The organism is Bacillus sp. GB_SG_008, assembly GCF_052038115.1.
Taxonomy (GTDB): Bacteria; Bacillota; Bacilli; order Bacillales; family Bacillaceae_G; genus Bacillus_A; species Bacillus_A rhizoplanae.
On the sequence record NZ_JBPZSK010000001.1, the window covers coordinates 950,820 to 974,319 of the forward strand.

The 23,500-nt window shown below is 37.0% G+C and carries 21 protein-coding genes and 1 riboswitch; all 21 genes read left to right on the plus strand.

What is annotated here, in order from left to right; all coding sequences use genetic code 11:
* The first annotated feature begins 101 nt into the window (after nt 1-101).
* The 21 genes from ACTDJC_RS04850 to ACTDJC_RS04950 all read left to right on the plus strand — a co-directional run bounded on the left by ACTDJC_RS04850 (nt 102) and on the right by ACTDJC_RS04950 (nt 23,329).
* Complete coding sequence (locus ACTDJC_RS04850; RefSeq protein WP_098309713.1) at nt 102-851, plus strand: ClpP family protease; 750 nt, start codon at nt 102-104, stop codon at nt 849-851.
* The gene (locus ACTDJC_RS04855; RefSeq protein WP_098309714.1) at nt 848-1,054 is read left to right on the plus strand and encodes a YlzJ-like family protein; all 207 of its coding nucleotides are present in this window, start codon (nt 848-850) and stop codon (nt 1,052-1,054) included. Before ACTDJC_RS04850 ends, ACTDJC_RS04855 begins: the two co-directional genes overlap by 4 nt.
* Before the next feature lie 359 nt (nt 1,055-1,413).
* Nucleotides 1,414-3,783, plus strand: coding sequence for a DNA translocase FtsK (locus tag ACTDJC_RS04860; RefSeq protein ID WP_440602743.1), 2,370 nt, complete (start codon nt 1,414-1,416; stop codon nt 3,781-3,783).
* Between the two features lie 355 nt (nt 3,784-4,138).
* A riboswitch (purine riboswitch) is annotated at nt 4,139-4,241 on the plus strand.
* Nucleotides 4,242-4,477: 236 nt separating this feature from the next.
* Entirely contained in the window at nt 4,478-5,203 is a 726-nt protein-coding gene (locus ACTDJC_RS04865) for a GntR family transcriptional regulator (RefSeq protein ID WP_440602744.1), read from the plus strand.
* 89 nt (nt 5,204-5,292) lie between these two features.
* Complete coding sequence (locus ACTDJC_RS04870) at nt 5,293-6,375, plus strand: BMP family lipoprotein (protein WP_440602745.1); 1,083 nt, start codon at nt 5,293-5,295, stop codon at nt 6,373-6,375.
* Between the two features lie 81 nt (nt 6,376-6,456).
* A complete protein-coding gene (locus tag ACTDJC_RS04875) occupies nt 6,457-7,989 on the plus strand; it encodes an ABC transporter ATP-binding protein (protein ID WP_098309718.1) in 1,533 nt (510 codons plus the stop codon).
* Nucleotides 7,982-9,040, plus strand: a complete 1,059-nt coding sequence (locus tag ACTDJC_RS04880; RefSeq protein WP_098309719.1) for an ABC transporter permease — start codon at nt 7,982-7,984, stop codon at nt 9,038-9,040. The genes ACTDJC_RS04875 and ACTDJC_RS04880 overlap by 8 nt, the downstream gene beginning before the upstream one ends.
* Entirely contained in the window at nt 9,041-10,000 is a 960-nt protein-coding gene (locus ACTDJC_RS04885; RefSeq protein ID WP_253630192.1) for an ABC transporter permease, read from the plus strand. It begins immediately after the preceding gene.
* A 131-nt stretch (nt 10,001-10,131) separates the two neighbouring features.
* Nucleotides 10,132-11,406, plus strand: coding sequence for an EF-P 5-aminopentanol modification-associated protein YfmF (yfmF, locus tag ACTDJC_RS04890; RefSeq protein ID WP_440602746.1), 1,275 nt, complete (start codon nt 10,132-10,134; stop codon nt 11,404-11,406).
* Between the two features lies 1 nt (nt 11,407).
* The gene (gene yfmH / locus ACTDJC_RS04895) at nt 11,408-12,694 is read left to right on the plus strand and encodes an EF-P 5-aminopentanol modification-associated protein YfmH (RefSeq protein WP_440602747.1); all 1,287 of its coding nucleotides are present in this window, start codon (nt 11,408-11,410) and stop codon (nt 12,692-12,694) included.
* A gap of 21 nt (nt 12,695-12,715) precedes the next feature.
* A complete protein-coding gene (gene ymfI, locus ACTDJC_RS04900) occupies nt 12,716-13,429 on the plus strand; it encodes an elongation factor P 5-aminopentanone reductase (protein WP_440602748.1) in 714 nt (237 codons plus the stop codon).
* Between the two features lie 108 nt (nt 13,430-13,537).
* Nucleotides 13,538-13,783: a DUF3243 domain-containing protein gene (locus tag ACTDJC_RS04905; RefSeq protein WP_429707465.1), complete on the plus strand. Its 246-nt coding sequence runs from the start codon at nt 13,538-13,540 to the stop codon at nt 13,781-13,783.
* 152 nt (nt 13,784-13,935) lie between these two features.
* Nucleotides 13,936-14,721 carry a DUF3388 domain-containing protein gene (locus ACTDJC_RS04910; RefSeq protein WP_440602749.1) on the plus strand — a complete coding sequence of 262 codons (786 nt, stop codon included), beginning with the start codon at nt 13,936-13,938 and terminating at the stop codon, nt 14,719-14,721.
* Between the two features lie 21 nt (nt 14,722-14,742).
* Complete coding sequence (locus ACTDJC_RS04915; protein ID WP_440602750.1) at nt 14,743-15,630, plus strand: helix-turn-helix domain-containing protein; 888 nt, start codon at nt 14,743-14,745, stop codon at nt 15,628-15,630.
* A gap of 64 nt (nt 15,631-15,694) precedes the next feature.
* Nucleotides 15,695-16,273 (plus strand): CDP-diacylglycerol--glycerol-3-phosphate 3-phosphatidyltransferase, encoded by a 579-nt coding sequence (pgsA, locus tag ACTDJC_RS04920; RefSeq protein WP_440602751.1) that lies wholly within the window; start codon nt 15,695-15,697, stop codon nt 16,271-16,273.
* Nucleotides 16,274-16,294: 21 nt separating this feature from the next.
* Entirely contained in the window at nt 16,295-17,533 is a 1,239-nt protein-coding gene (locus ACTDJC_RS04925; protein WP_440602752.1) for a competence/damage-inducible protein A, read from the plus strand.
* A 301-nt stretch (nt 17,534-17,834) separates the two neighbouring features.
* On the plus strand, nt 17,835-18,869 hold the full coding sequence (gene recA / locus ACTDJC_RS04930) for a recombinase RecA (RefSeq protein WP_440602753.1): 1,035 nt from the start codon (nt 17,835-17,837) through the stop codon (nt 18,867-18,869).
* Nucleotides 18,870-19,187: 318 nt separating this feature from the next.
* Nucleotides 19,188-20,750, plus strand: a complete 1,563-nt coding sequence (rny, locus tag ACTDJC_RS04935) for a ribonuclease Y (protein ID WP_429707473.1) — start codon at nt 19,188-19,190, stop codon at nt 20,748-20,750.
* Nucleotides 20,751-20,933: 183 nt separating this feature from the next.
* A complete protein-coding gene (locus ACTDJC_RS04940) occupies nt 20,934-21,728 on the plus strand; it encodes a TIGR00282 family metallophosphoesterase (protein ID WP_440602754.1) in 795 nt (264 codons plus the stop codon).
* A 149-nt stretch (nt 21,729-21,877) separates the two neighbouring features.
* Nucleotides 21,878-22,138: a stage V sporulation protein SpoVS gene (spoVS, locus tag ACTDJC_RS04945; protein WP_020059065.1), complete on the plus strand. Its 261-nt coding sequence runs from the start codon at nt 21,878-21,880 to the stop codon at nt 22,136-22,138.
* Nucleotides 22,139-22,405: 267 nt separating this feature from the next.
* Nucleotides 22,406-23,329 carry a dipeptidase gene (locus ACTDJC_RS04950; protein ID WP_440602755.1) on the plus strand — a complete coding sequence of 308 codons (924 nt, stop codon included), beginning with the start codon at nt 22,406-22,408 and terminating at the stop codon, nt 23,327-23,329.
* The last annotated feature ends 171 nt before the right edge of the window (nt 23,330-23,500 follow it).

The following is a 23,500-nucleotide window of genomic DNA, read 5'->3' on the forward strand; positions in this document are numbered from 1 at the left end:
GATGGCTGCCTATTTGTAGGCGGCTTTTTCTTTTGTCCTCTTTCGAATGAAATTTACAACTTAACAAATAATAGTTGTATACGTGAGAAAGGGGATTCGATATGGTAGAGCGTGATGAAATGAAAAATGAAGAAAAAGAGGCCGAGACAAAAGAAGAAACGAAAGAAGCTTCTGTGCTAGAGAAAATTCAGCAACTTGGACAGACAAATGTCCCGCAATTAAATGAATCGCGTATTCATTGTTTAACGATTGTAGGGCAAATTGAAGGGCATGTACAATTACCGCCGCAAAATAAAACAACGAAATATGAACATGTTATTCCTCAAATTGTAGCAATTGAACAAAATCCTAAAATTGAAGGGCTATTAATTTTGTTAAATACAGTTGGAGGAGATGTAGAAGCTGGGCTTGCAATTTCTGAAATGATTGCTTCGCTTTCGAAACCAACAGTATCGATTGTTCTTGGTGGAGGTCATTCAATTGGTGTGCCGATTGCTGTGTCAACAGATTATTCATTCATTGCAGAAACAGCAACAATGACGATCCATCCTATTCGTCTTACAGGTCTTGTGATAGGTGTTCCGCAAACATTTGAGTATTTAGATAAGATGCAAGAGCGTGTCATTCGTTTTGTCACAAAGCATTCAAAAGTAACAGAAGATCGTTTTAAGGAGCTAATGTTTGCGAAAGGGAATTTAACACGAGATATTGGTACGAATGTTGTAGGTGGAGATGCGGTGAAATATGGTTTAATTGATGATGTTGGAGGGATTGGCCAAGCGGTCAAAAAATTAAATGAATTAATTGACGCAAAAGCATCATCTGAACAAAGCGGGGCGTTATTACAATGATTTTATATACCATTATGCCAGAGCAACTCGTGTATCCAATGGATCATACAGAATTTGCAAGGCAGAAAATTGTACATGTAGATGGTATTGATATGGTTGTTGAAATGGGGAATGAAAATGATTATTCTGTTGTACGAGTATTAAGTACAAATCCCCAGCATTTTTTACAATATGAACCGGGGCAGAAAATATCCTTTTCGTAAAAGCAGGATTTTGTTTATGAGCTATGGTATAATATAAAAAACAAGAAGGTGGAGCAGCCGTGTATAGGCTGCTTTCTTCAATTTATCCCGCTATTCGCGGGAAATTATCACCTGCTTCAAGATTTTAAGAAAACAAAGAAGATAGGAGCGGGATAATTTCCCGTAAAATCTCGATTGGTCGGGCTAACGATGTGAGGGATGAAAACCCTGCATTCATGGAGGTTTTACTTTATTAGTATTCGGCTTTAAATTATCCACTGATAAGATAATGTGAAGAAAATTCACTGCCATTAGAGCGGGATTGAAACTACACTTGTTTTACAAAAGTTATATTTTGAATTGGAATTTGAGGTGAAGAAATGGCAAAACAAAAGCAAAGAGGGACGAAAACAAAAGCAAGACGTACCATAAAGCCAACTTTGTACTACGAAATCGTCGGTTTGGCTCTTTTTGCGCTCTCCATCATTACAATTATGCAGCTAGGTGTTGTCGGAAAAGCATTCGTGCTATTTTTTCGCTTTTTCTTTGGGGAATGGTACATACTTGGAGTACTTGGAGTTATTGCTCTTTCTATAGCGTTTGTTATAAAACGAGAGTGGCCAAATTTATTGCACAAACGATTGATTGGTATATATTTAATCACATTAGCTGTGCTCATGTTTAGTCATATTACATTAGTCAACCTTCTAACAAAAGATGGGGCGGTACAAAGTTCATCTGTTATTGTGACTACGAAAGATTTGTTTTTTCATGAAATGAAAAAAGGAGTCGACACGGTTCATTTAGGCGGAGGGATGTTTGGGGCTATTATGTTTGCGACATGTTACTTTTTATTTGATGAAGTTGGCGCATACATAATTGGAATGATTCTCATTTTACTTGGTGTACTATGTATTACAAATAAACATATAGGCGAGGTGCTTGCACCGATTGGGCGAATACTCAGAGGGCAATTTGAATCGATGCAAGGTGATTACAAAGAGTGGCAAACAAAACGTGCTGCTGAGAAAACGGAAAAGAAAAAGACCGTTCGTACGCGAAGTGAACGTCATGTGCAAGAAGTGCCGGAGTTAGAAGAGAGTGTAGAAGAGGTTGAAGTAGTGCCGCCGATTATATCAAACTTTACTGAAAACTATACAACACCAGATCCAATAAGAAATGAATCGCTTACTTCTGAAACAAATCTAGAAGAATCTCTGCCTATGCAAGAGGAGCAGCCGAAGCGGCAGAAAGGTGGGAAAATTGTTGAATCTCTTGCTGGAGAGACAGCGGCGCCACCAATGCATTTTTCAGATGTTGAAAATAAAGATTATAAGTTGCCTTCTTTAGAACTATTAAAGTTTCCAAAGAATAAGCAAGTGACCAATGAAAATGAAACGATTTATGAAAATGCACGTAAGTTGGAACGAACATTCCAAAGCTTCGGTGTGAAAGCGAAAGTAACAAAGGTTCATAGAGGACCAGCTGTTACAAAATATGAAGTGTATCCTGATATGGGAGTTAAAGTAAGTAAAATTGTTAGTTTAAGTGATGATTTGGCATTAGCTTTAGCGGCAAAAGATATTCGAATTGAAGCCCCAATTCCTGGGAAATCAGCTGTTGGGATTGAAGTGCCAAATTCAGAAGTTGCAATCGTTACGTTAAGAGAAGTGTTAGATTCGAAAGCTAATAATCATCCAGAAGAAAAGTTATTAATTGGACTTGGGCGTGACATTACAGGAGAAGCTGTATTAGCCCGTCTGAATAAAATGCCTCATTTACTTGTAGCAGGAGCAACTGGTAGCGGAAAGAGTGTATGTATAAACGGAATTATCACAAGTATCTTAATGCGCGCTAAGCCGCACGAGGTGAAACTCATGATGATTGATCCGAAAATGGTAGAGTTAAATGTATACAACGGTGTACCGCATTTATTAACGCCTGTTGTAACAGATCCGAAGAAAGCATCGCAGGCGCTAAAAAAAGTTGTCAATGAAATGGAGCGTCGCTATGAATTGTTTGCTCATAGTGGAACGCGTAATATTGAAGGGTATAACGAATATATAAAGCAACATAACGAACATTCTGAAGCGAAGCAACCCGAACTTCCTTATATTGTTGTTATAGTGGACGAGTTGGCAGATTTAATGATGGTTGCTTCTTCCGATGTAGAGGATGCGATTATGCGTCTTGCACAAATGGCACGTGCAGCTGGTATTCATTTAATTATTGCAACGCAGCGTCCATCTGTGGATGTTATTACTGGTGTTATTAAAGCGAATATTCCATCGCGAATTGCCTTTGCAGTTTCTTCTCAAATTGATTCAAGAACTATTCTTGATACAGGGGGAGCAGAGAAATTATTAGGACGCGGTGATATGCTGTTTGTACCAATTGGTGCTTCTAAACCAGTTCGTGTGCAAGGAGCATTTCTATCAGATGAGGAAGTAGAGAAAGTAGTAGAATATGTTGTTACGCAGCAAAAAGCACAGTATCAAGAGGATATGATCCCGCAAGATGTACCAGAAACAACGCAAGAAGTAGAGGATAGTTTATATGATGAAGCAGTTCAGCTTGTTGTCGATATGCAGACAGCGTCAGTTTCTATGTTACAGCGGAGGTTCCGTGTTGGGTATACGCGGGCGGCACGTTTAATTGACGCGATGGAAATGAATGGTATCGTGGGACCGTATGAAGGAAGTAAGCCCCGTGAAGTATTAGTAAAAGATATTCAAGAGAAAAGTTCGTAATAAAGTGAAACTTCCATCAGCCGGGGAGGCTTTATTCCCCGTTGATGGAAAGCCCGCCCAATCAGGCTCTTATGGGCAGTTATTCCCCATCTATCTTCTTAGCTTTCTCTAAATCTTGAGGTGGGGCTTACTGCCCGTTAGTGCGGGATAAAGTGAAACTTCCATGTGTCTGTTCATGTGAGATAAAGAAGCCGGTTAGAAACACTTCTAGCCGGTTTCTTTATTAAATAAAAATGACAACGCTTACTATCGTTGTGTTTCGATGAGAATACGAATGGTTATATATCTTTTTATTTCAACGTTCGATTTTTTTGTTGGATTGTATTGACAGTAATCATATCAAGTGGTACGATTACTTCGAAATCAAAATAAACCTCATATAATCTTGGAAATAAGGTCCATAAGTTTCTACCTAGCAACCATAAATTAGCTAGACTATGAGAAAAAAGTGTAAATACAAGGTGTATCATAACTTTGTCCCTGACTTTTTCAGCATATGAGAAATGTAGGTGTACAAAGTTTTTTTTATGGGTTAAAGAAAGAAAATTTAACCTAAAAAAATTATTAGCATTTATTCGACAAATTACAATTTTCTTATTTTTATTCAGGGGCATCCATGGTATATTAATTGTGGAAAAAAGAGAAAAGAGGTCTTACATCAGAGGTCGAATAAGTGAAGTGCGAGGGGAGTCTTATGTCAGTAAAGTCAGATAGTCGACATTTGTATTTACGAGTGATTGACCACATTAAAGAAAAGATTAAAAACGGGGAGTATAAAGAGAAACAAAAGCTACCATCCGAATTTGATCTAGCAAAAGAGTTAGGCGTCAGTAGAGCGACATTACGAGAAGCACTTCGAATCTTAGAAGAAGACAACGTTGTTATTCGCAGGCACGGTGTAGGGACGTTTGTAAATGCAAAACCTTTGTTTTCTTCAGGAATTGAACAATTATCTAGTATTACAGATATGATTGCTAGTGCAGGGAAAACGCCAGGTACAGTGTTTTTATCATCATCAATAGGCAATTTAACAGAAGAGGAAAAAGAGAAGTTTCATAGTGAAGATGATTTTGAAACACTTATGATTGAACGCGTTCGTACAGCAGACGGGGAACCTGTTGTATATTGTGTTGATAAGTTGCCAAAAGAAGTTCTTCCTGATTTGTCAGAATACAAAGAAGAATCATTACTTACTGTCATTCATAAAAACACAAATAAACGCATTACGTATGCTGTTGCTCATATTGAACCGCTCGGTTATCATCCGAAGATATCACCGATTCTAGAGTGTGAGCCAGAAACAGCACTACTTGTATTAAAGCAAATGCATTATGATCAAAATGATGAACCAATTTTATATTCTATTAACTATTTTCGAGCAGATAAATTTAGCTTTCACGTGTTAAGAAAACGGATGTAAAATGTCCCCTTTTTAGGGGGGTGACAGCAAGAAAACGGGGACATGGTCATATAGGTAGAATGATACATATTTTAGGAGGGGTTTCTAGTATGAAGAAAAAAGCGGGGATTTTATTATCATTAACGTTAGCAGCAAGCACGATTTTAGGGGCTTGCGGTAACACTAATAAGGAAAGTGACAAAAAAGAGGGAAAAGGAAATAATAACTTTAAGGTTGGTATGGTTACAGACGTTGGTGGAGTAGATGATAAATCATTTAACCAATCTGCTTGGGAAGGTTTAACTGCATTTGGTAAAGAGAATAAGTTAAAAGAAAACGAAGAATATCGTTATCTGCAATCTTCTAAAGAATCAGACTATGTTCCTAACTTAACAAAGTTTGGGGAAACAAATTACGACTTGACATTCGGAATTGGATTCTTAATGCAAAAATCAATTGAAAAAGTAGCGGGTCAATTCCCAAAAAATCAATTCGCGATTGTTGATGCTGTAGTAAATAAACCGAACGTAACAAGTATTACATTTAAAGACCATGAAGGTTCTTTCCTTGTTGGTGTAGTGGCAGCAATGACAACGAAATCAAACAAAGTTGGCTTTATCGGTGGTGTAAAGAGTCCATTAATTGAAAAGTTTGAATCTGGTTTTAAAGCTGGGGTAAAAGCAGTAAATCCGAACATTGAAATTGTATCTCAATATGCTGAAGCATTTGATAAGCCAGAAAAAGGTTCTGTATTAGCTTCTGCTATGTACGGCCAAGGCGTTGACGTAATTTATCATGCATCTGGTGCAACGGGTAACGGTGTGTTTACAGAAGCGAAAAACCGTAAGAAAAAAGGTGAAAATGTTTGGGTAATCGGTGTTGACCGTGATCAAACACAAGAAGGTATGCCAGAGAATGTAACATTAACTTCAATGGTAAAACGTGTTGATGTTGCAGTGGAAAAAGTTTCACAAGAAGCAAAAGATGGTAAATTACAAGGTGGTAAAACAGAAGAGTTTGGCTTAAAAGATGATGGTGTCGGGATTGCAAAAACAACTGATAACGTGAAAAAAGTAAATCCAGAGATTTTAACAAAAGTAGAAGATTATAAAAAGAAAATCATAAACGGTGAAATTAAAGTGCCATCTACTCCAGATGAGTACAAAACATATGAGGCTTCTCTTAAAAAATAATGTTAGAGAAATAGCAAAGGTTAGTTCTTAGAACTAACCTTTGTATATATAAAGAACTTTGTCCTGTCAAGGAGGAATAACATGGAATACGTAATTGAGATGAACAATATTACAAAAGTATTCCCGGGGATTGTAGCGAATGATAATATTACGCTGCAAGTGAAACAGGGAGAAATTCATGCTTTACTTGGAGAAAACGGTGCTGGAAAATCAACACTTATGAATGTTTTGTTTGGATTGTATCAACCAGAACAAGGAGAAATTAAAATTAAAGGGCAGCCTGTGAAAATTACGAATCCGAATGTAGCGAATGATCTTGGAATTGGTATGGTGCATCAGCACTTTATGCTTGTTCATAATTTTACAGTCACGGAAAATATTATTCTAGGAAATGAACCGAAGAAAAACGGTAAAATTGCTATTGATGAAGCGGCGGAAAAAATTAAAAAATTATCTGAGCAATACGGACTAGCAGTAGACCCATATGCGAAAATAGAAGATATTTCTGTTGGAATGCAACAACGTGTAGAAATTTTGAAAACGCTCTATCGCGGGGCGGAGATTTTAATTTTTGATGAACCTACAGCTGTATTAACACCGCAGGAGATTCAAGAGCTTATTCATATTATGAAAAAGCTTGTACAAGAAGGGAAATCTATTATTCTTATTACACATAAGTTGAAAGAAATTATGGAAGTATGTAATCGTTGTACAATTATTCGTAAAGGAAAAGGAATTGGTACGGTAGACGTTGCAAATACAGATGAAAACAAGCTTGCAGAATTAATGGTCGGACGTCAAGTGAATTTTAAAACAGAAAAGTCAGACGCCAAACCACGTGAAAATGTACTTACGATTTCTAATCTTGTTGTGCACGATGCACGTCAGTTACCTACCGTAAAAGGACTTGACTTAACTGTTCGTGGAGGAGAGATTGTTGGTATTGCAGGAATCGATGGAAATGGACAAAGTGAATTAATAGAAGCGATTACTGGTTTACGAAAAGTTGAGTCAGGCTCTATTACGTTAAGAGAGAAGGACGTGACGAATTGGCCAGTTAGACGCATTACAGAAGAAGGCGTTGGACATATTCCAGAAGATCGTCATAAACATGGGCTCGTTCTTGATTTTTCTATTGGAGATAATATGGTACTTCAAACATATTATAAAAATCCGTATTCCAAAAAAGGTATTTTGAATTTTTCGAAAGTATATGAAAAAGCAAAGTCGTTAATTCAACAGTTTGATGTTCGTACACCGAGTGAGCATACACCGGCACGGGCGCTATCTGGGGGGAACCAGCAAAAGGCAATTATTGCTCGTGAAGTGGACCGTGATCCGGATTTATTGATTGCTGCACAGCCAACACGCGGTTTAGATGTCGGGGCAATTGAATTTATTCATAAAAAGCTAATTGAACAGCGTGATAAAGGAAAAGCAGTTTTACTACTTTCGCTAGAGCTTGACGAAATTTTAAATGTAAGTGACCGTATCGCTGTTATTTATGAAGGGAAAATTGTGGACATTGTGAATGCAAAAGAAACAAATGAACAACAACTAGGTCTGTTAATGGCTGGGGGAAAGAAGAAAGAGAAGGTGAATACAAATGGCTAAAAAGTTTTTAACGGAGCGAACAATTAATATGGTAGTACCTGTATTATCCGTTATTTTTGGTTTACTTGTTGGAGCCATTATTATGATTACGAGCGGATACGATCCAATCGCCGGCTATGCTGCATTATGGGATGGAATGGTTGGAAATCCACGTGCGATAGGGGAAACACTTCGAACGATGATTCCGCTTGCTCTTGCGGGTTTATCGGTAGCATTTGCGTTCCGTACAGGTTTGTTTAATATCGGGGTAGAAGGACAATTATTAGTTGGGTGGCTCGCTGCTGTTTGGTTCGGTTATGCTGTTTCTCTACCAGCCTTTCTCCATATTCCATTATCGATATTAGTTGCAGCCCTTGCTGGCGGACTGTGGGGATTTATTCCTGGATATTTAAAAGGGAAATTCAAGGTAAACGAAGTTATCGTTACAATTATGATGAACTATATCGCACTTTACGTAACTTATGATATTATTAAACGTTTTTTACATGAAGGAAATGAAAAATCGTATGATATACAAGCAAGCGCGTCTCTAGCTTCTTCTTGGTTATCATCTTTAACAGGAGGCTCTCGCCTGCACTGGGGAATTATTGTAGCAATTATTATGGCGATTATTATGTGGTTTTTATTAGAACGAACAACATTAGGTTACGAGCTCAAATCAGTTGGATTTAATCAACATGCCTCCAAATATGCAGGGATGAAAGTGTCGCGTAATATTATATTGTCAATGACAATTGCTGGTGCGTTTGCTGGAATTGGCGGTGCGATGGAAGGGCTTGGAACGTTCCAAAGTATGACAGCGATGTCTTCTTTTACAGGAATAGGATTTGATGGTATCGCTGTTGCTCTTCTTGGTGCAAATAATGCATTTGGTATTTTATTAGCAGCACTTTTATTTGGTGGTCTGAAAAGTGCAGCACCGCAAATGAACTTTGAAGCGAATGTTCCATCTGAACTAATTAATGTCATTGTTGCTTGTATTATTTTCTTTGTAGCATGTAGCTACGTTTTACGATGGGCACTTTCTCGTTTTAGCAAGGAGGGGAAATAAATGAGTTTCCTAGATATTGTAGCCATTCTTGTCACGGGTACGTTATATACAGCAGCACCGCTTATTTTTACAGCACTTGGAGGCGTATTTAGTGAACGTTCTGGTGTTGTTAACATTGCATTAGAAGGTTTAATGTTGTTTGGTGCGTTTGTTGGAGTTGTTACAACTTTATTAATGGGGGATACATGGGGAGCAATGACGCCGTGGATTGCGCTTATTTTTGCAGCGATTGGCGGGGGATTATTTGCACTTCTTCATGCGGTTGCATCAATTACATTCCGCGCTGATCAAGTTGTCAGCGGAGTAGCGATTAACTTTTTAGCGTTAGGATTAACAGTGTTTGCGATTAAAAAGATTTTTGGAAAAGGTCAAACTGATTTTATCCAATATCGTATTGAAAAAATTGATATTCCTGGCCTTTCTGATATTCCTGTTATTGGAAAAGTGTTTTTCTCTGATGTACCATTAACCTCTTATATTGCAATCATTTTAGCATTTGTAGTTTGGTATGTGATTTATAAAACACCATTTGGCTTACGATTACGTGCTGTTGGGGAACATCCGATGGCAGCTGATACAATGGGTATTAATGTTTATAAAATGCGCTATATTGCTGTTTGCTTATCAGGTATGTTTGCAGGTGTCGGCGGTGCTGTATTTTCAACATCTATCTCAAATAACTTTTCTGGCGCTACAATTACAGGCCAAGGGTTTTTAGCGTTAGCAGCAATGATTTTTGGAAAATGGCATCCAATTGGAGCTCTAGGTGCAGCGTTATTTTTTGGATTTGCACAGTCACTAGGCGTTGCAGGTGGTACAATTCCTGTTTTAAATCAAATTCCAAGTGTCTTTTTAACGATATTACCATATGTATTAACAATTTTTGCACTTGTCGGTTTTGTTGGGCGTTCCGAAGCTCCGAAAGCGCTTGGAACACCATATGAAAAAGGAAAACGCTAAAAGCTAAAAAGCTCGCACATTAGTGCGAGTTTTTTTACATACAATAACGTTAATACATGAGAAAAGTTGCAATTTCTTTTGTGAAAACTGTATATTGAAGAAGAAAATTCCTTTTTAGAGGAGGTTTACCAATGGAGCTTATAAAACAAGAAACACATGAATTAGGTGGATTACGCCTACATATTATTCCAACAGAAAAATATAAAACGAATACATTTGTATTGCGCTTGAAGGCACCGTTATGTGAAGAAACAGTAACAGAACGGGCATTACTTCCTTATGTATTACAAAGTGCTACACAAACACACCCATCTGTTATTCGTATTCGTCAATATTTAGAGGAGTTATATGGCTCTTCATTAGCTGTAGATGTAAGTAAAAAAGGTGAAGATCATATTATTTCTATTTATATAGATGTTGCTAATGAAACGTATTTACAAGAAGCGCCTCCGCTCTTTGAAAAAGCGCTTGCTATGCTTGCTGATATTTTACTAAGACCAGCAACAGAAGGTAATGGTTTTTTACAAACGGTTGTGGAAAGTGAGAAACGTGCGCTTGTGCAGCGTATCGAATCTACGTTTGATGATAAAATGCGTTATGCTAATGAACGCCTCATCGAAGAAATGTGTAAAGTAGAGCCATATCGCTTAAGTGCAAATGGTCAAAAAGAGCGTGTTTCTGCTATTACAAGCGAGACGCTGTATCAATACTATAAAAAAGTCTTAGAAGAAGATGAAATGGATTTATATATTATAGGTGATATTGAAGCGGGGGCTCTTGACCTTGTGAAACAATATTTCTCTGTTTCTAAACGTGAAGTGAAAGAAAGAAATGTAATGTTGCATAAGAAAAATGAAGAAGAGCAAGAAGTTGTAGAAAAACAAGAATTAAAACAAAGTAAATTAAATGTTGGATACCGCACATATATTACGTATCGTGACGAAGACTATTTTGCTTTGCAGTTATTTAACGGTTTGTTTGGTGGTTTTTCACATTCAAAATTATTTGTTAATGTACGTGAGAAAAACAGTTTGGCATACTATGCTGCTTCTCGTTATGAAAGTCACAAAGGACTTCTGTTCGTGATGTCTGGAATTGAGGGCAAAAATTATGAAAAAGCTGTTACGATTATTAAAGAACAAATGACAGCGATGCAAAATGGTGATTTTACTGATGAGGAAATCGCACAAACAAAAAGTGTAATTAAAAATCAAATCTTAGAAACAATTGATACGCCGCGCGGTCTTGTAGAACTTCTGTATCATGAAATAATTGCAAATTATAATCGCCCTGTAGGAGAATGGTTAACAGGGATTGAACGGGTAACGAAAGATGCAATCGTGAACGTGGCTAATAATATCCAGCTAGATACAATTTATTTCTTACACGGGACGGAGGGTGTTTAAGATGGAAAGAATCGTGTACGAACAATTAAAAGAAACGCTATATTACGAGAAACTTTCGAATGGTTTAGAAGTATATATTCTTCCGAAGCAAGGCTTTAATAAAACGTATGCAACATTTACGACAAAGTATGGTTCGATTGATAATGCGTTTGTGCCGCTTGGAAAAGGTGAGATGCTCCGTGTACCAGATGGGATTGCACACTTTTTAGAGCATAAATTATTTGAAAAAGAGGATCATGATGCGTTTCAATTATTTAGTAAACAAGGAGCTTCTTCAAATGCATTTACATCTTTTACAAGAACTGCATATTTATTTTCTTGCACATCAAACGTTGAAACAAACTTAGAAACATTGTTGGATTTCGTGCAAGAGCCGTACTTTTCTGAACAAACGGTTGAGAAAGAGAAGGGAATTATCGGTCAAGAAATTCAAATGTACCAAGATAATGCTGATTGGCGTTTATATTTTGGATTAATTGACAGCTTATATAGGAAACATCCTGTAAAGATTGATATCGCTGGAACAATTGATTCTATTAGCAAAATTACGAAAGATTTACTGTATGAATGCTATCATACATTTTATCACCCAAGCAATATGTTATTATTTATTGTTGGCTCTATTGACCCAGAGAAGACAATGGATTTAGTACGTGAAAATCAAGCGAAGAAAAATTATACCGCTCAATCTGAAATTGTTCGGTCTTTTGATGAAGAACCAGAACAAGTAAACGAGAAAAAAATGGTTATTACAATGCCAGTACAAACACCAAAATGTTTAGTTGGTGTGAAAACACAGGACTTAAAGAAAGAAGGAAAAGACCTGCTAAAACAAGAAATTGCCTTAACTCTTCTGTTAGATTATTTATTTGGAAAAGGTTCTACTCATTATGAGACGTTATATAATGAAGGTTTAATTGATGATACGTTTTCGTACGATTATACAGAAGAAAGCAGTTTCGGTTTTGCAATGATTGGCGGAGATACGAAACAGCCGGATAAGCTAGCGAAGCAAATAACTGATATTTTATTGCAAACAAATTATGATGAGTTATGCGGTGAAACATTAGAGCGTGTGAAGAAGAAGAAAATAGGTGGTTTTTTACGTTCGTTAAATTCATCGGAATATATTGCGAATCAATTCACACGATATGCATTTAACGGTTCTAGTTTGTTTGATGCATTATCTGTTTTGGAAAGTTTATCAATTGAAGATTTACAAACAGTCGCGAAGAGCTTTTTAAAAGAAGAAAGAGTAAGTGTTTGTCAAGTTCTTCCAAAGAAATAATGTAGTAGAGAGAGGAACAGGATGAAGAAATATGCGTTAGTTACCGGGGGAAGTGGAGGAATCGGTTCTGCCGTTGTAAGGCGGCTAGTGAAAGATGGGTATACGGTATATGTCCATTATAACCAAAGTGAAAAGAAAGTTTTGGAGTTACAGCTTGAACTAGAAGGTATTATTCCAGTTCAAGCTAATTTATCAGAAGTGGATAGTGCTGAGCGTCTATGGTCTCAAATTCATCATCCAATTGATGCTGTAGTATATGCAGCTGGAAAAAGTATCTTTGGATTAACGACAGATATTACCGATAAACAATTAAATGAGATGGTGGAGCTGCAAGTAAAAAATGTATATAAACTTATTTCGTTTGTACTTCCTTCAATGATTCGAAATCGGAGTGGAAATATTGTCATTATCTCCTCCATATGGGGACAAATAGGTGCTTCATGTGAAGTGTTATATTCTATGGTAAAAGGAGCACAAAATTCGTACGTAAAAGCTCTGGCAAAAGAAGTTGCATTAAGTGGTGTACGAGTGAATGCTGTTTCTCCCGGCGCAATTGAAACAGAGATGCTACGTGTATTTTCAGATGAAGAAAAGCAAGATATTGCAGAAGGAATTCCACTTGGACGATTAGGAATGGCAGAGGAAGTTGCAAACACAGTTGCATTTATAGTTTCTCCTCAAGCATCTTATATAACAGGTCAAATCATTGGGGTTAATGGGGGCTGGCATTGTTAAGCGCTTAAAGTAAGGAGCATTGTATTTTGTTTTCTGTTCATACATAAAAAAGGACATAATAACAAATAGTAAACATGACTCCATTACTTTATAGTGAGGTGCTTAACAATGACAGTGTTAGAAAACTTTGAACAATGGAAAGGCTTTTTAGGAGAACGTTTAGAGCAAGCGCAAGGAAAAGGGTTAGATGGCGGTGCGATTAATGACATGGCTTATCGCATTGGTGATTATTTAGCAAATGAAGTAGAAGCGCGTAATGACCAAGAAAAATTATTGATGGAGCTGTGGAAAGTTGCAGATGAACAAGAGCAACACACAATCGCAAACTTAATGGTGAAAATGGTAAAACACTAAGTAAGAAAAAGGGAGGAGGAATCCTCTCTTTTTTGTTGATGTTGAAAATCTCTAGATTAAATCGAGTTCTATTATACATTTCGCTTTCCTATTAGGGAAAAATCATATAATATAGTACATAGGTGTAAAGTAAGCAAGGGGAGTGTCATCAAATGATTGAATGGTATTTTGAATATGAAATACATAAAAACCGACCTGGCTTGCTTGGCGACGTTTCTTCGTTGATCGGTATGCTTGGTATTAATATCGTAACAATTAATGGGGTAGATAATGCTCGGCGTGGACTATTGTTAATGTGTGATAATCAAGAACAAATTTCTAGACTTGAATCAATTCTAAATACGATGGATAATATAACCGTAACGAAATATCGTTCACCGAAGCTTCGTGATCGGTTAGCAGTTCGACATGGAAGGTATATACAGCGGGATGCGGATGATAAGAAAACATTTCGTTTCGTTCGTGATGAATTAGGCTTGCTTGTGGATTTTATGGCGGAAATCATGAAAAAAGAAGGCCATAAATTAATTGGAATTCGCGGAATGCCGCGCGTTGGAAAAACAGAGTCTATCGTTGCGGCGAGTGTTTGTGCAAATAAACGGTGGCTTTTTGTATCATCGACGCTCATTAAACAGACGGTTCGTAGTCAATTAATTGAAGATGAATATAGTGATAATAATATCTTTATTTTAGATGGAATTGTTTCAACGAAGCGCGCAAATGAACGACATTGGCAGCTTGTTCGCGAAATTATGAGATTGCCATCAACAAAAGTTGTAGAGCATCCAGATATATTTGTGAGTCAGTCAGAATATACACTTGATGATTTTGATTACATTATTGAGTTACGAAATGATTACGATGAAGAAATTCAATACAGCCTAGTAGATGAAATTGAACAAGGAAATCAGAATAATTTTTCCATGTTTGACTTTTAAAGAAATATTGAGGTGTTAGCATTGACGGAATTAGGACAAAAGCTGAAAGAAGCAAGAGAACTGAAGGGTTTTTCCATCGATCAGCTGCAAGAAGTTACGAAAATTCAAAAACGCTATTTGATTAGTATCGAAGAAGGAAATTACAGCATATTGCCTGGGGATTTTTACGCACGTGCCTTTATAAAGCAATATGCAGAAGCGGTTGGTCTAAATGGAGAGGCAGTATTAGAAGAGTATAAACATGAGTTACCGCAGTCAGTTTCTCAAGATGTTCCGCAAATTTCAAGAGGACAAAAAACGCAGGAAACTGTACAAAGAGCAACTTCATCACCGATTGCAGATCATATGCCTAAAATTTTAATTACAGTGCTTATTATTGCGATTGGTGTTGCAATTTGGTTTGTTTTTCAATTTGTGCTAGGGAAAGATGACGGCCATGTAAAGCAAACAGAAAGTGCACAAACAGAAGTAGAGAAAGCGAAAAATTCACCTCTTGATCAAAAGAAAGAAGAAAAGAAAGAAGATAAAAAAGAAGAAGCACCTCAACAACCTCAGTCACAACCAACTGCATCTCAAGAAGATGTTAAATTTGTTGAGACAAATAAGAACGTATCTACATTGGAAATTCACAATAACAAAGAGTTCAAATTAGAAGTTATTGCAAAAGGTACAAGTTATGTAGATATTAAAGACGAAAATAATAATGTACTCTATACGGGTACTTTAACGGAAGGGCAAACACAACAACAGGATTTAGGGTCAAAAAATGTTGTGCGGTTAAACATTGGTAGTGCGCCAAATGTTGAAATTAAAATTAATGGGCAAACTGTTGCTTTCCCAGTTAATCCAGAAGAAATGTATCATCAAATTTGGGTGATTAAAAACTTAGGAGAACAACCTGCGCAATAATAGTCATCGTTCCGATGACTTTTTTCAATGCACAAACCGTTTTTGACATGATGGAGGAATAGCTGTGAATTTACCAAATAAAATTACTGTATCAAGAATTTTCTTAATTCCTATATTTTTAATTATTATGCTTGTTCCATTTGATTGGGGAGCATACACAATTGGAAGTGTAGAATTACCGATTCAGCACTTAGCTGGAGCTATCGTTTTTATTATTGCTTCTGCTACAGATTGGATTGATGGCCATTATGCAAGAAAACATAATCTTGTAACAAATCTAGGGAAATTTTTAGATCCTTTGGCGGATAAATTATTGGTATCTGCAGCATTAATTACGCTTGTAGATTTACATTTTGTATCAACTTGGATAGCTGTTGTTATTATTAGCCGAGAATTCGCCGTTACAGGCTTGCGTCTTGTATTAGCTGGTACAGGGGAAGTAGCGGCTGCAAAGATGCCTGGGAAAATTAAAATGTGGATGCAAGTTATTGCAATTTCTGCGTACTTATTGCATGATGTTCCATTCAATTTAATTCATATTCCAATTGCGGAAATTTCAATATGGATTGCGCTTATTTTTACGATTATTTCAGGATGGGATTATTTCTGGAAAAATAGAGAGGTTTTTGTCAATTCGAAATAACGGCTTATGGGGGAATGGAAGATGAATGCAGAGATTATCGCAGTTGGTACAGAGTTATTACTTGGACAAATTGCGAATACGAATGCCAAATTTTTATCAGAAAAGCTGGCATCTATTGGAATCGATGTATATTATCATACTGTTGTAGGAGATAACAATAATCGCTTGCGTCAAGCAATTGAAATTGCTCAAAAACGTGCAGATATGTTAATTTTTACAGGTGGATTAGGACCGACAAAAGACGATTTAACGAAAGAAACAATTGCTTCTTCTCTGCAGGAAGAGCTTGTATATGATGAAGTAGCGCTCGCTTCAATTGCTGACTACTATAAACGAACGGGAAGAGAGTTTACGGAAAATAATAAAAAACAAGCTCTTGTTTTAAAGGGGTCAACTGTGTTCGCTAATGATCATGGTATGGCTCCAGGGATGGGATTATGTAAAGATAACAAGGTGTATATTTTACTTCCAGGACCACCTAAAGAAATGAATCCAATGTATACAAGTTATGTAGAGACTTGGCTACTCCCTTTTACATCGGGTGAGAATTTATATTCTCGTACTCTTCGATTCTTTGGAATTGGAGAATCACAATTAGAGACAACGATTCAAGACTTAATAGATGCTCAAACGAACCCAACGATTGCTCCTCTTGCTTCTGAAGGAGAAGTAACGCTTCGTTTGACTGCAAAGCATCATGATGCAAAAGAGGCGGAAACGCTAATAAATGATATAGAAGAATTGATTTTACAAAGAGTAGGGCAATTTTTTTACGGATATAATCAAGATCTTCTTCATAATAAAGCAATTGCCTTGTTAAAACAAAAATGTTTGACGATTTCGTGTGCTGAAAGTTTAACAGGCGGATTATTTGGTGATCGTATTACCGAAGTAGCTGGTGCGTCTTCTGTGTTTACAGGCGGCATAATTTGTTATAGCAATGATGTAAAGCAACATATTTTACATGTTCCAGAAGAGATTTTACAAACGGATGGAGCTGTTAGTGAAGTCTGTGCTCGCTATCTTGCAGAAAATGTGAAAAAACTTATGCAAGCCAATATCGGAATTAGTTTTACTGGAGTAGCTGGTCCAGATGCCTCTGAAGGGAAAGAACCAGGGACAGTATTTATTGGATTAGCAATGGATGAACAGCCGACGATTGTTATTCCGCTTGCATTAAGTGGAAGTCGCCAGCAAATTCGTGAACGAACTGTCAAATATGGATTTTATCATCTGTATAAGAAGCTAGAAGAGATATAAGTCTCTTCTAGCTTCTGCTATTTTATCCCGCTATTTGTGGATAGTAAGACCTCACCTCAAGATTCAGAGAAAGCGAAGAAGATAGGTGGGGTCTCACTGTCCGTAAAAGCACGATTGGATGTGCTTTCCATCAGTGGAGGATGAAGAAAAAAACATTGATGGAAGTCTCACTTTATATAGAAAAATAAAGGTTTTCATCTACTGGAAAATAAAAAAACGAATAAACGTTCGATTTTTGTTGGCATAACGGAAAGAAAATATTATAATAAGGTTAGCATTTAAGTTAAGGAGGAATTTTTGAATGAGTGATCGTCAAGCGGCATTAGATATGGCGTTAAAACAAATAGAAAAACAATTCGGTAAAGGCTCTATTATGAAACTAGGAGAGCAAGCGGAACGAAGAATTTCTACTATACCAAGTGGTTCGTTAGCACTTGATGTTGCCCTTGGAGTTGGTGGTTATCCACGTGGCCGTATTATTGAAATTTATGGACCTGAAAGTTCAGGTAAAACGACGGTTTCCTTACATGCGATTGCAGAGGTACAACGCCAAGGCGGACAAGCGGCGTTTATTGATGCAGAACATGCAATGGATCCTGTATATGCTCAAAAATTAGGTGTTAACATTGATGAATTACTATTATCTCAGCCAGACACAGGAGAACAAGGATTAGAAATTGCAGAGGCATTAGTACGAAGCGGTGCAATTGATATTATTGTTATTGACTCTGTAGCAGCACTTGTTCCAAAAGCGGAGATTGAGGGAGAAATGGGTGACTCTCACGTCGGTTTACAAGCACGTTTAATGTCACAAGCTCTTCGTAAATTATCTGGTGCGATTAACAAGTCAAAAACAATTGCAATCTTTATTAACCAAATTCGTGAAAAAGTTGGGGTTATGTTTGGAAATCCAGAAACAACTCCAGGTGGTCGTGCGTTGAAATTCTATTCAACAGTACGTCTTGAAGTGCGTCGTGCTGAGCAGTTAAAGCAAGGTAATGACATTGTTGGTAATAAAACAAAAGTGAAAGTAGTAAAAAATAAAGTAGCACCTCCTTTCCGCGTAGCAGAAGTTGATATTATGTATGGAGAAGGGATTTCAAGAGAAGGTGAAATTTTAGATATGGCTTCTGAACTTGATATCGTTCAAAAGAGCGGAGCTTGGTATTCTTATAATGAAGAACGCTTAGGACAAGGGCGTGAAAATGCGAAGCAATTCCTAAAAGAAAATCCAGAAATTACAGATGAAATTGCATTCTTTATTCGTGAGCATCATGGCATTGGTGAAGAAGCGGCATCTGGAAGTGGAGAAGATATGAATCTTCTTAATGATTAAAAGACACGGTTTCGTGTCTTTTATTTTTCATCAGAGGTAAAGAAAGTAAAAGTAGACAACGCTTGACAATGAAAATAGCGGTAGATACAATGATAATGTATATTTTTTCTTATATTATATACGATACACTCTTCTCAAGAAGAGAAGTGACATTCGGATAGGACTGATACTTTCCGAAATAAGCATATGTCTATTTTAATTGTGAAATGAAGAAAGTCCCTTGAAAAGGCGGGACGACAGTCATTGCTGTACGTTGCAAGCGCAAACAATGTACATCCATGCAGTCTTTTTTCATTCATAGCAAGAGGAGGTGAAATTATGAGTAATGTAGTTTGGATACTCATCTCCATTTTGCTGGCCATCATCAGTGCAGTTGTTGGATTTTTTGTTCGAAAGTCCATTGCAGAAGCGAAGATTAACGGTGCGGCCAATGAAGCGAAGCGTATTGTAGAAGATGCAAATCGTCAAGCAGAAGCACTGAAAAAAGAAGCGCTGTTAGAAGCAAAGGATGAAATTCATACACTTCGTACAGAAGCGGAATTAGAAATTCGTGACCGAAGAAACGAGTTACAAAAACAAGAAAATCGTTTAATGCAAAAAGAAGAGAACCTTGATCGAAAAGACGAATCGCTTGAGAAAAGTCAACAATTGTTAGAGAAGAAAGAGGAATCTCTTGTAGTAAGACAACAGCAGATTGAAGATTTGGAAAGCAAAGTGGGAGAGTTAGTACAAAAACAGCAAGATGAATTAGAGCGTATTTCTAGCCTAACGCGTGAGCAAGCAAGAGCCATTATCCTAGAAAAAGTTGAAAATGAAATTTCGCATGAAATCGCTGTTATGGTAAAAGAAACTGAAATACGTGCAAAAGAAGAAGCAGATAAGAAAGCGAAAGAGATTTTATCTTTAGCTATGCAAAGATGTGCTGCTGATCACGTTGCTGAAACTACGGTTTCAGTTGTAAATCTTCCAAATGACGAGATGAAGGGACGTATTATCGGACGTGAAGGTCGTAATATTCGTACACTAGAAACGTTAACAGGTATTGATTTAATCATCGATGATACACCAGAAGCAGTAATCTTATCAGGCTTTGACCCAATTCGTCGTGAAACTGCTCGTATTGCTCTTGATAAACTTGTACAAGACGGCCGTATTCACCCAGCACGTATTGAAGAAATGGTTGAAAAATCAAGACGTGAAGTGGATGAGTATATTCGTGAAGTTGGAGAACAAACGACTTTTGAAGTAGGAGTACACGGGTTACATCCAGATTTAATTAAGATTTTAGGTCGTTTGAAATTTAGAACAAGCTACGGTCAAAATGTCTTAAAGCACTCTATGGAAGTTGCTTATTTAGCTGGACTAATGGCAGCTGAACTTGGTGAAGACGAAAAGCTTGCTCGTCGTGCTGGCTTATTACATGACATCGGAAAAGCAATCGATCATGAGGTTGAAGGCAGCCACGTTGAAATTGGTGTTGAGCTGGCGACAAAATATAAAGAGCATCCTGTTGTTATCAATAGTATTGCATCTCACCATGGCGATACTGAACCGACTTCTATCATCGCAGTTCTTGTGGCAGCGGCAGATGCACTGTCAGCAGCAAGACCTGGAGCACGAAGTGAGACGCTTGAAAATTATATTCGTCGTCTTGAAAAGCTTGAAGAGATTTCTGAGTCTTATGAAGGTGTTGAGAAATCCTATGCAATTCAAGCTGGACGTGAAGTTCGTATCTTAGTGAAACCAGATACAATTGATGATTTAGAGGCTCATCGTTTAGCGCGTGATATTCGAAAACGTATTGAAAATGAACTTGATTATCCAGGTCATATTAAAGTTACTGTTATTCGTGAAACACGTGCAGTTGAATACGCAAAATAAAGTGGTGGTGTTACACCACTTTATTTTTTTGTGTCGGGAATGGACACAATATAGAAAAGTATGTAGAATCGGAAACGATTCATGAAATAGAATAATGTAAGTAAATTCGTATTTTTCATAAGTAGAGATTGCTACTTATAAAACTAAACTACGAGGAAAGTATAGATGGAAAGGGTAAACACAATGAGAATTTTATTTGTTGGGGATGTAGTAGGCTCGCCAGGAAGAAGCATGATTCAAGATTACGTGCCTGCATTAAAGAAAAAATATACACCTACAGTTACGATTATTAATGGAGAAAATGCTGCAGGTGGACGTGGAATTACAGAGAAAATTTATCGTAACTTCTTAGAGTGCGGTGCACAGGCAGTTACACTTGGAAACCATGCATGGGATAACCGCGAAATTTTTGAATTTATCGATAATGCAAAGTACCTTGCAAGACCAGCAAATTTCCCGGAAGGAACACCAGGAAAAGGGCTTATTTTTGTAAATTGTAATGGTATAGAAGTTGCAGTGATTAATTTACAAGGTCGCACATTCCTTCCACCAATTGATTGTCCATTCCGTAAAGTGGATGAATTGATTAAGATTGCGAAAAAGCGTACGAATATTATTTTTATTGATTTTCATGCTGAAACAACGAGTGAAAAGCAAGCGCTTGGCTGGTATGTAGATGGACGCGCTACAGCGGTTGTTGGAACGCATACGCATGTTCCAACTGCGGATAATCGTATTTTACCAAAGGGAACAGCTTATATTACGGATGTTGGTATGACAGGTCCATATGATGGGATTTTAGGGATGGATCGTGAAGCGGTATTGAAGAAGTTTTTAACAAATCTTCCAGTACGATTTGAAGTAACGAATGGAAGAACACAGTTAAGTGCTGTGTTAATTGATGTGGATCCAAATACAGGAAAAGCTAAGAAAATTGATCGTATTTTAATTAATGATGACCAGCCATTTTTTGAGTAAAAAACACAAAGGCTAGAAAAGGAAAAATATTTTAATTTTTAGAAAAATTACAGAATTTTAGCAGGAATATGAATCATTGCTCGTGAATATAAGTTAAAAGTGAATTCAATCGCTAATACTTTTTTTAAGAAACGAGGAGGAAACGAGCAATGGAAATATTAAAAGTTAAAGCAACTTCGGTACCTAACTCTGTAGCTGGTGCACTTGCTGGAGTTATTCGTGAGCGTGGTTCAGCAGAAATGCAAGCAATCGGTGCTGGTGCATTGAATCAAGCCGTGAAGGCAGTAGCAATTGCGAGAGGATTTGTAGCGCCGAGTGGTGTGGACTTGATTTGTATCCCAGCTTTCACAGATATTATGATTGATGGTGAAGAACGCACAGCAATTAAATTAATTGTAGAACCTCGTTAAATTGGATGACCTGTTTGCATTTGCAAACAGGTCATTTTTATCCCACATTAACGGGCAGTAAGACGCCCACCTCAAGATTCAGAGAAAATCGAAGAAGATAGATGGGGGATAACTGCTGGCATGCGCCCGATTGGTTTAACTAATAATCAGTGGGGGCTGAAAAAATCCTCACTGATTAAAGTTTCACTTTATCATTTTCTGTAAGAAGAGCTTCGCTTCAAATTGAATAGTAAATGAGGCTGGTTCTAGAAGAAGGGATGAAGAACATTGAAAATTTTTGATGCGCATTGTGATGTATTATGGCAGTTATGGATGGGAAAAGGAAAAAAATCTTTTCAAAATGATTCATCTTTACATATTACGTACGATCAGTTAAAACAAAATGGCGGCAGTGTTCAATGTTTTGCGATTTATGTGCCGGAAGAAGTGCCATATGGACAACGATTTGCAGTTGCATTAGAGATGACAAATATATTTCACGAACAAATCTTGGCACTGCCGAATATAAAATGGATCAGGACAAAAGAAGATATTCAGCAATTAGGAAAAGATGAAATTGGAGCGCTTTTAACTTTAGAAGGATGCGATGCAATTGGAAATGAATTAGAGAAGCTGAAAACGTTGTATTATCTTGGGGTTCGTTCTGTTGGGCTTACTTGGAACTATGCGAATTTAGTTGCTGACGGAGCATTAGAGTCTCGAGGCGGTGGTCTAACACTGTTTGGAAAAAAAGCAGTGGACGAGTTAAACCGTTACAAAGTATGGACAGATGTTTCACATCTGTCAGAGAAAGGATTTTGGGATGTGATAGAACTTGCAAATCATCTCATTGCTTCTCATTCGAATAGCTACGAGTTATGTCAGCATCCAAGAAACTTAACGAATGAACAAATAAAAGCATTAATCCAAAAAGATGGAATGATTGGGATAACATTTGTACCGATGTTTTTAGCTGCAAATAAGTCTGTTTGTATGGATGATATATTGCGCCATGTTGAGCATGTATGTATGCTTGGTGGAGAAAAGAATGTTGGATTTGGATCAGATTTTGATGGAATAACAGAAACAGTGGTACATGTAGAACGGTATGAACATTATGAATATGTCATAAATGAACTATTAAAACGATATAAAGAAGAACAAGTAAACAATTTCACATATCGTAATTTTATACACCACATTTCATTCTAAGTTATCTCTTATACAAGAGGTTATAGAGGAAAAATAAATATTAGAAAATTTGAAAAATATTCGATAAAATTGTATCAAATTCTTGCATTTTTACAGTGGTAGAGCTAGAATTGTAAACGAATTAAGATTATGCAAAACATTTACTGAAATCAGAAGAGGTATAATTTGTGT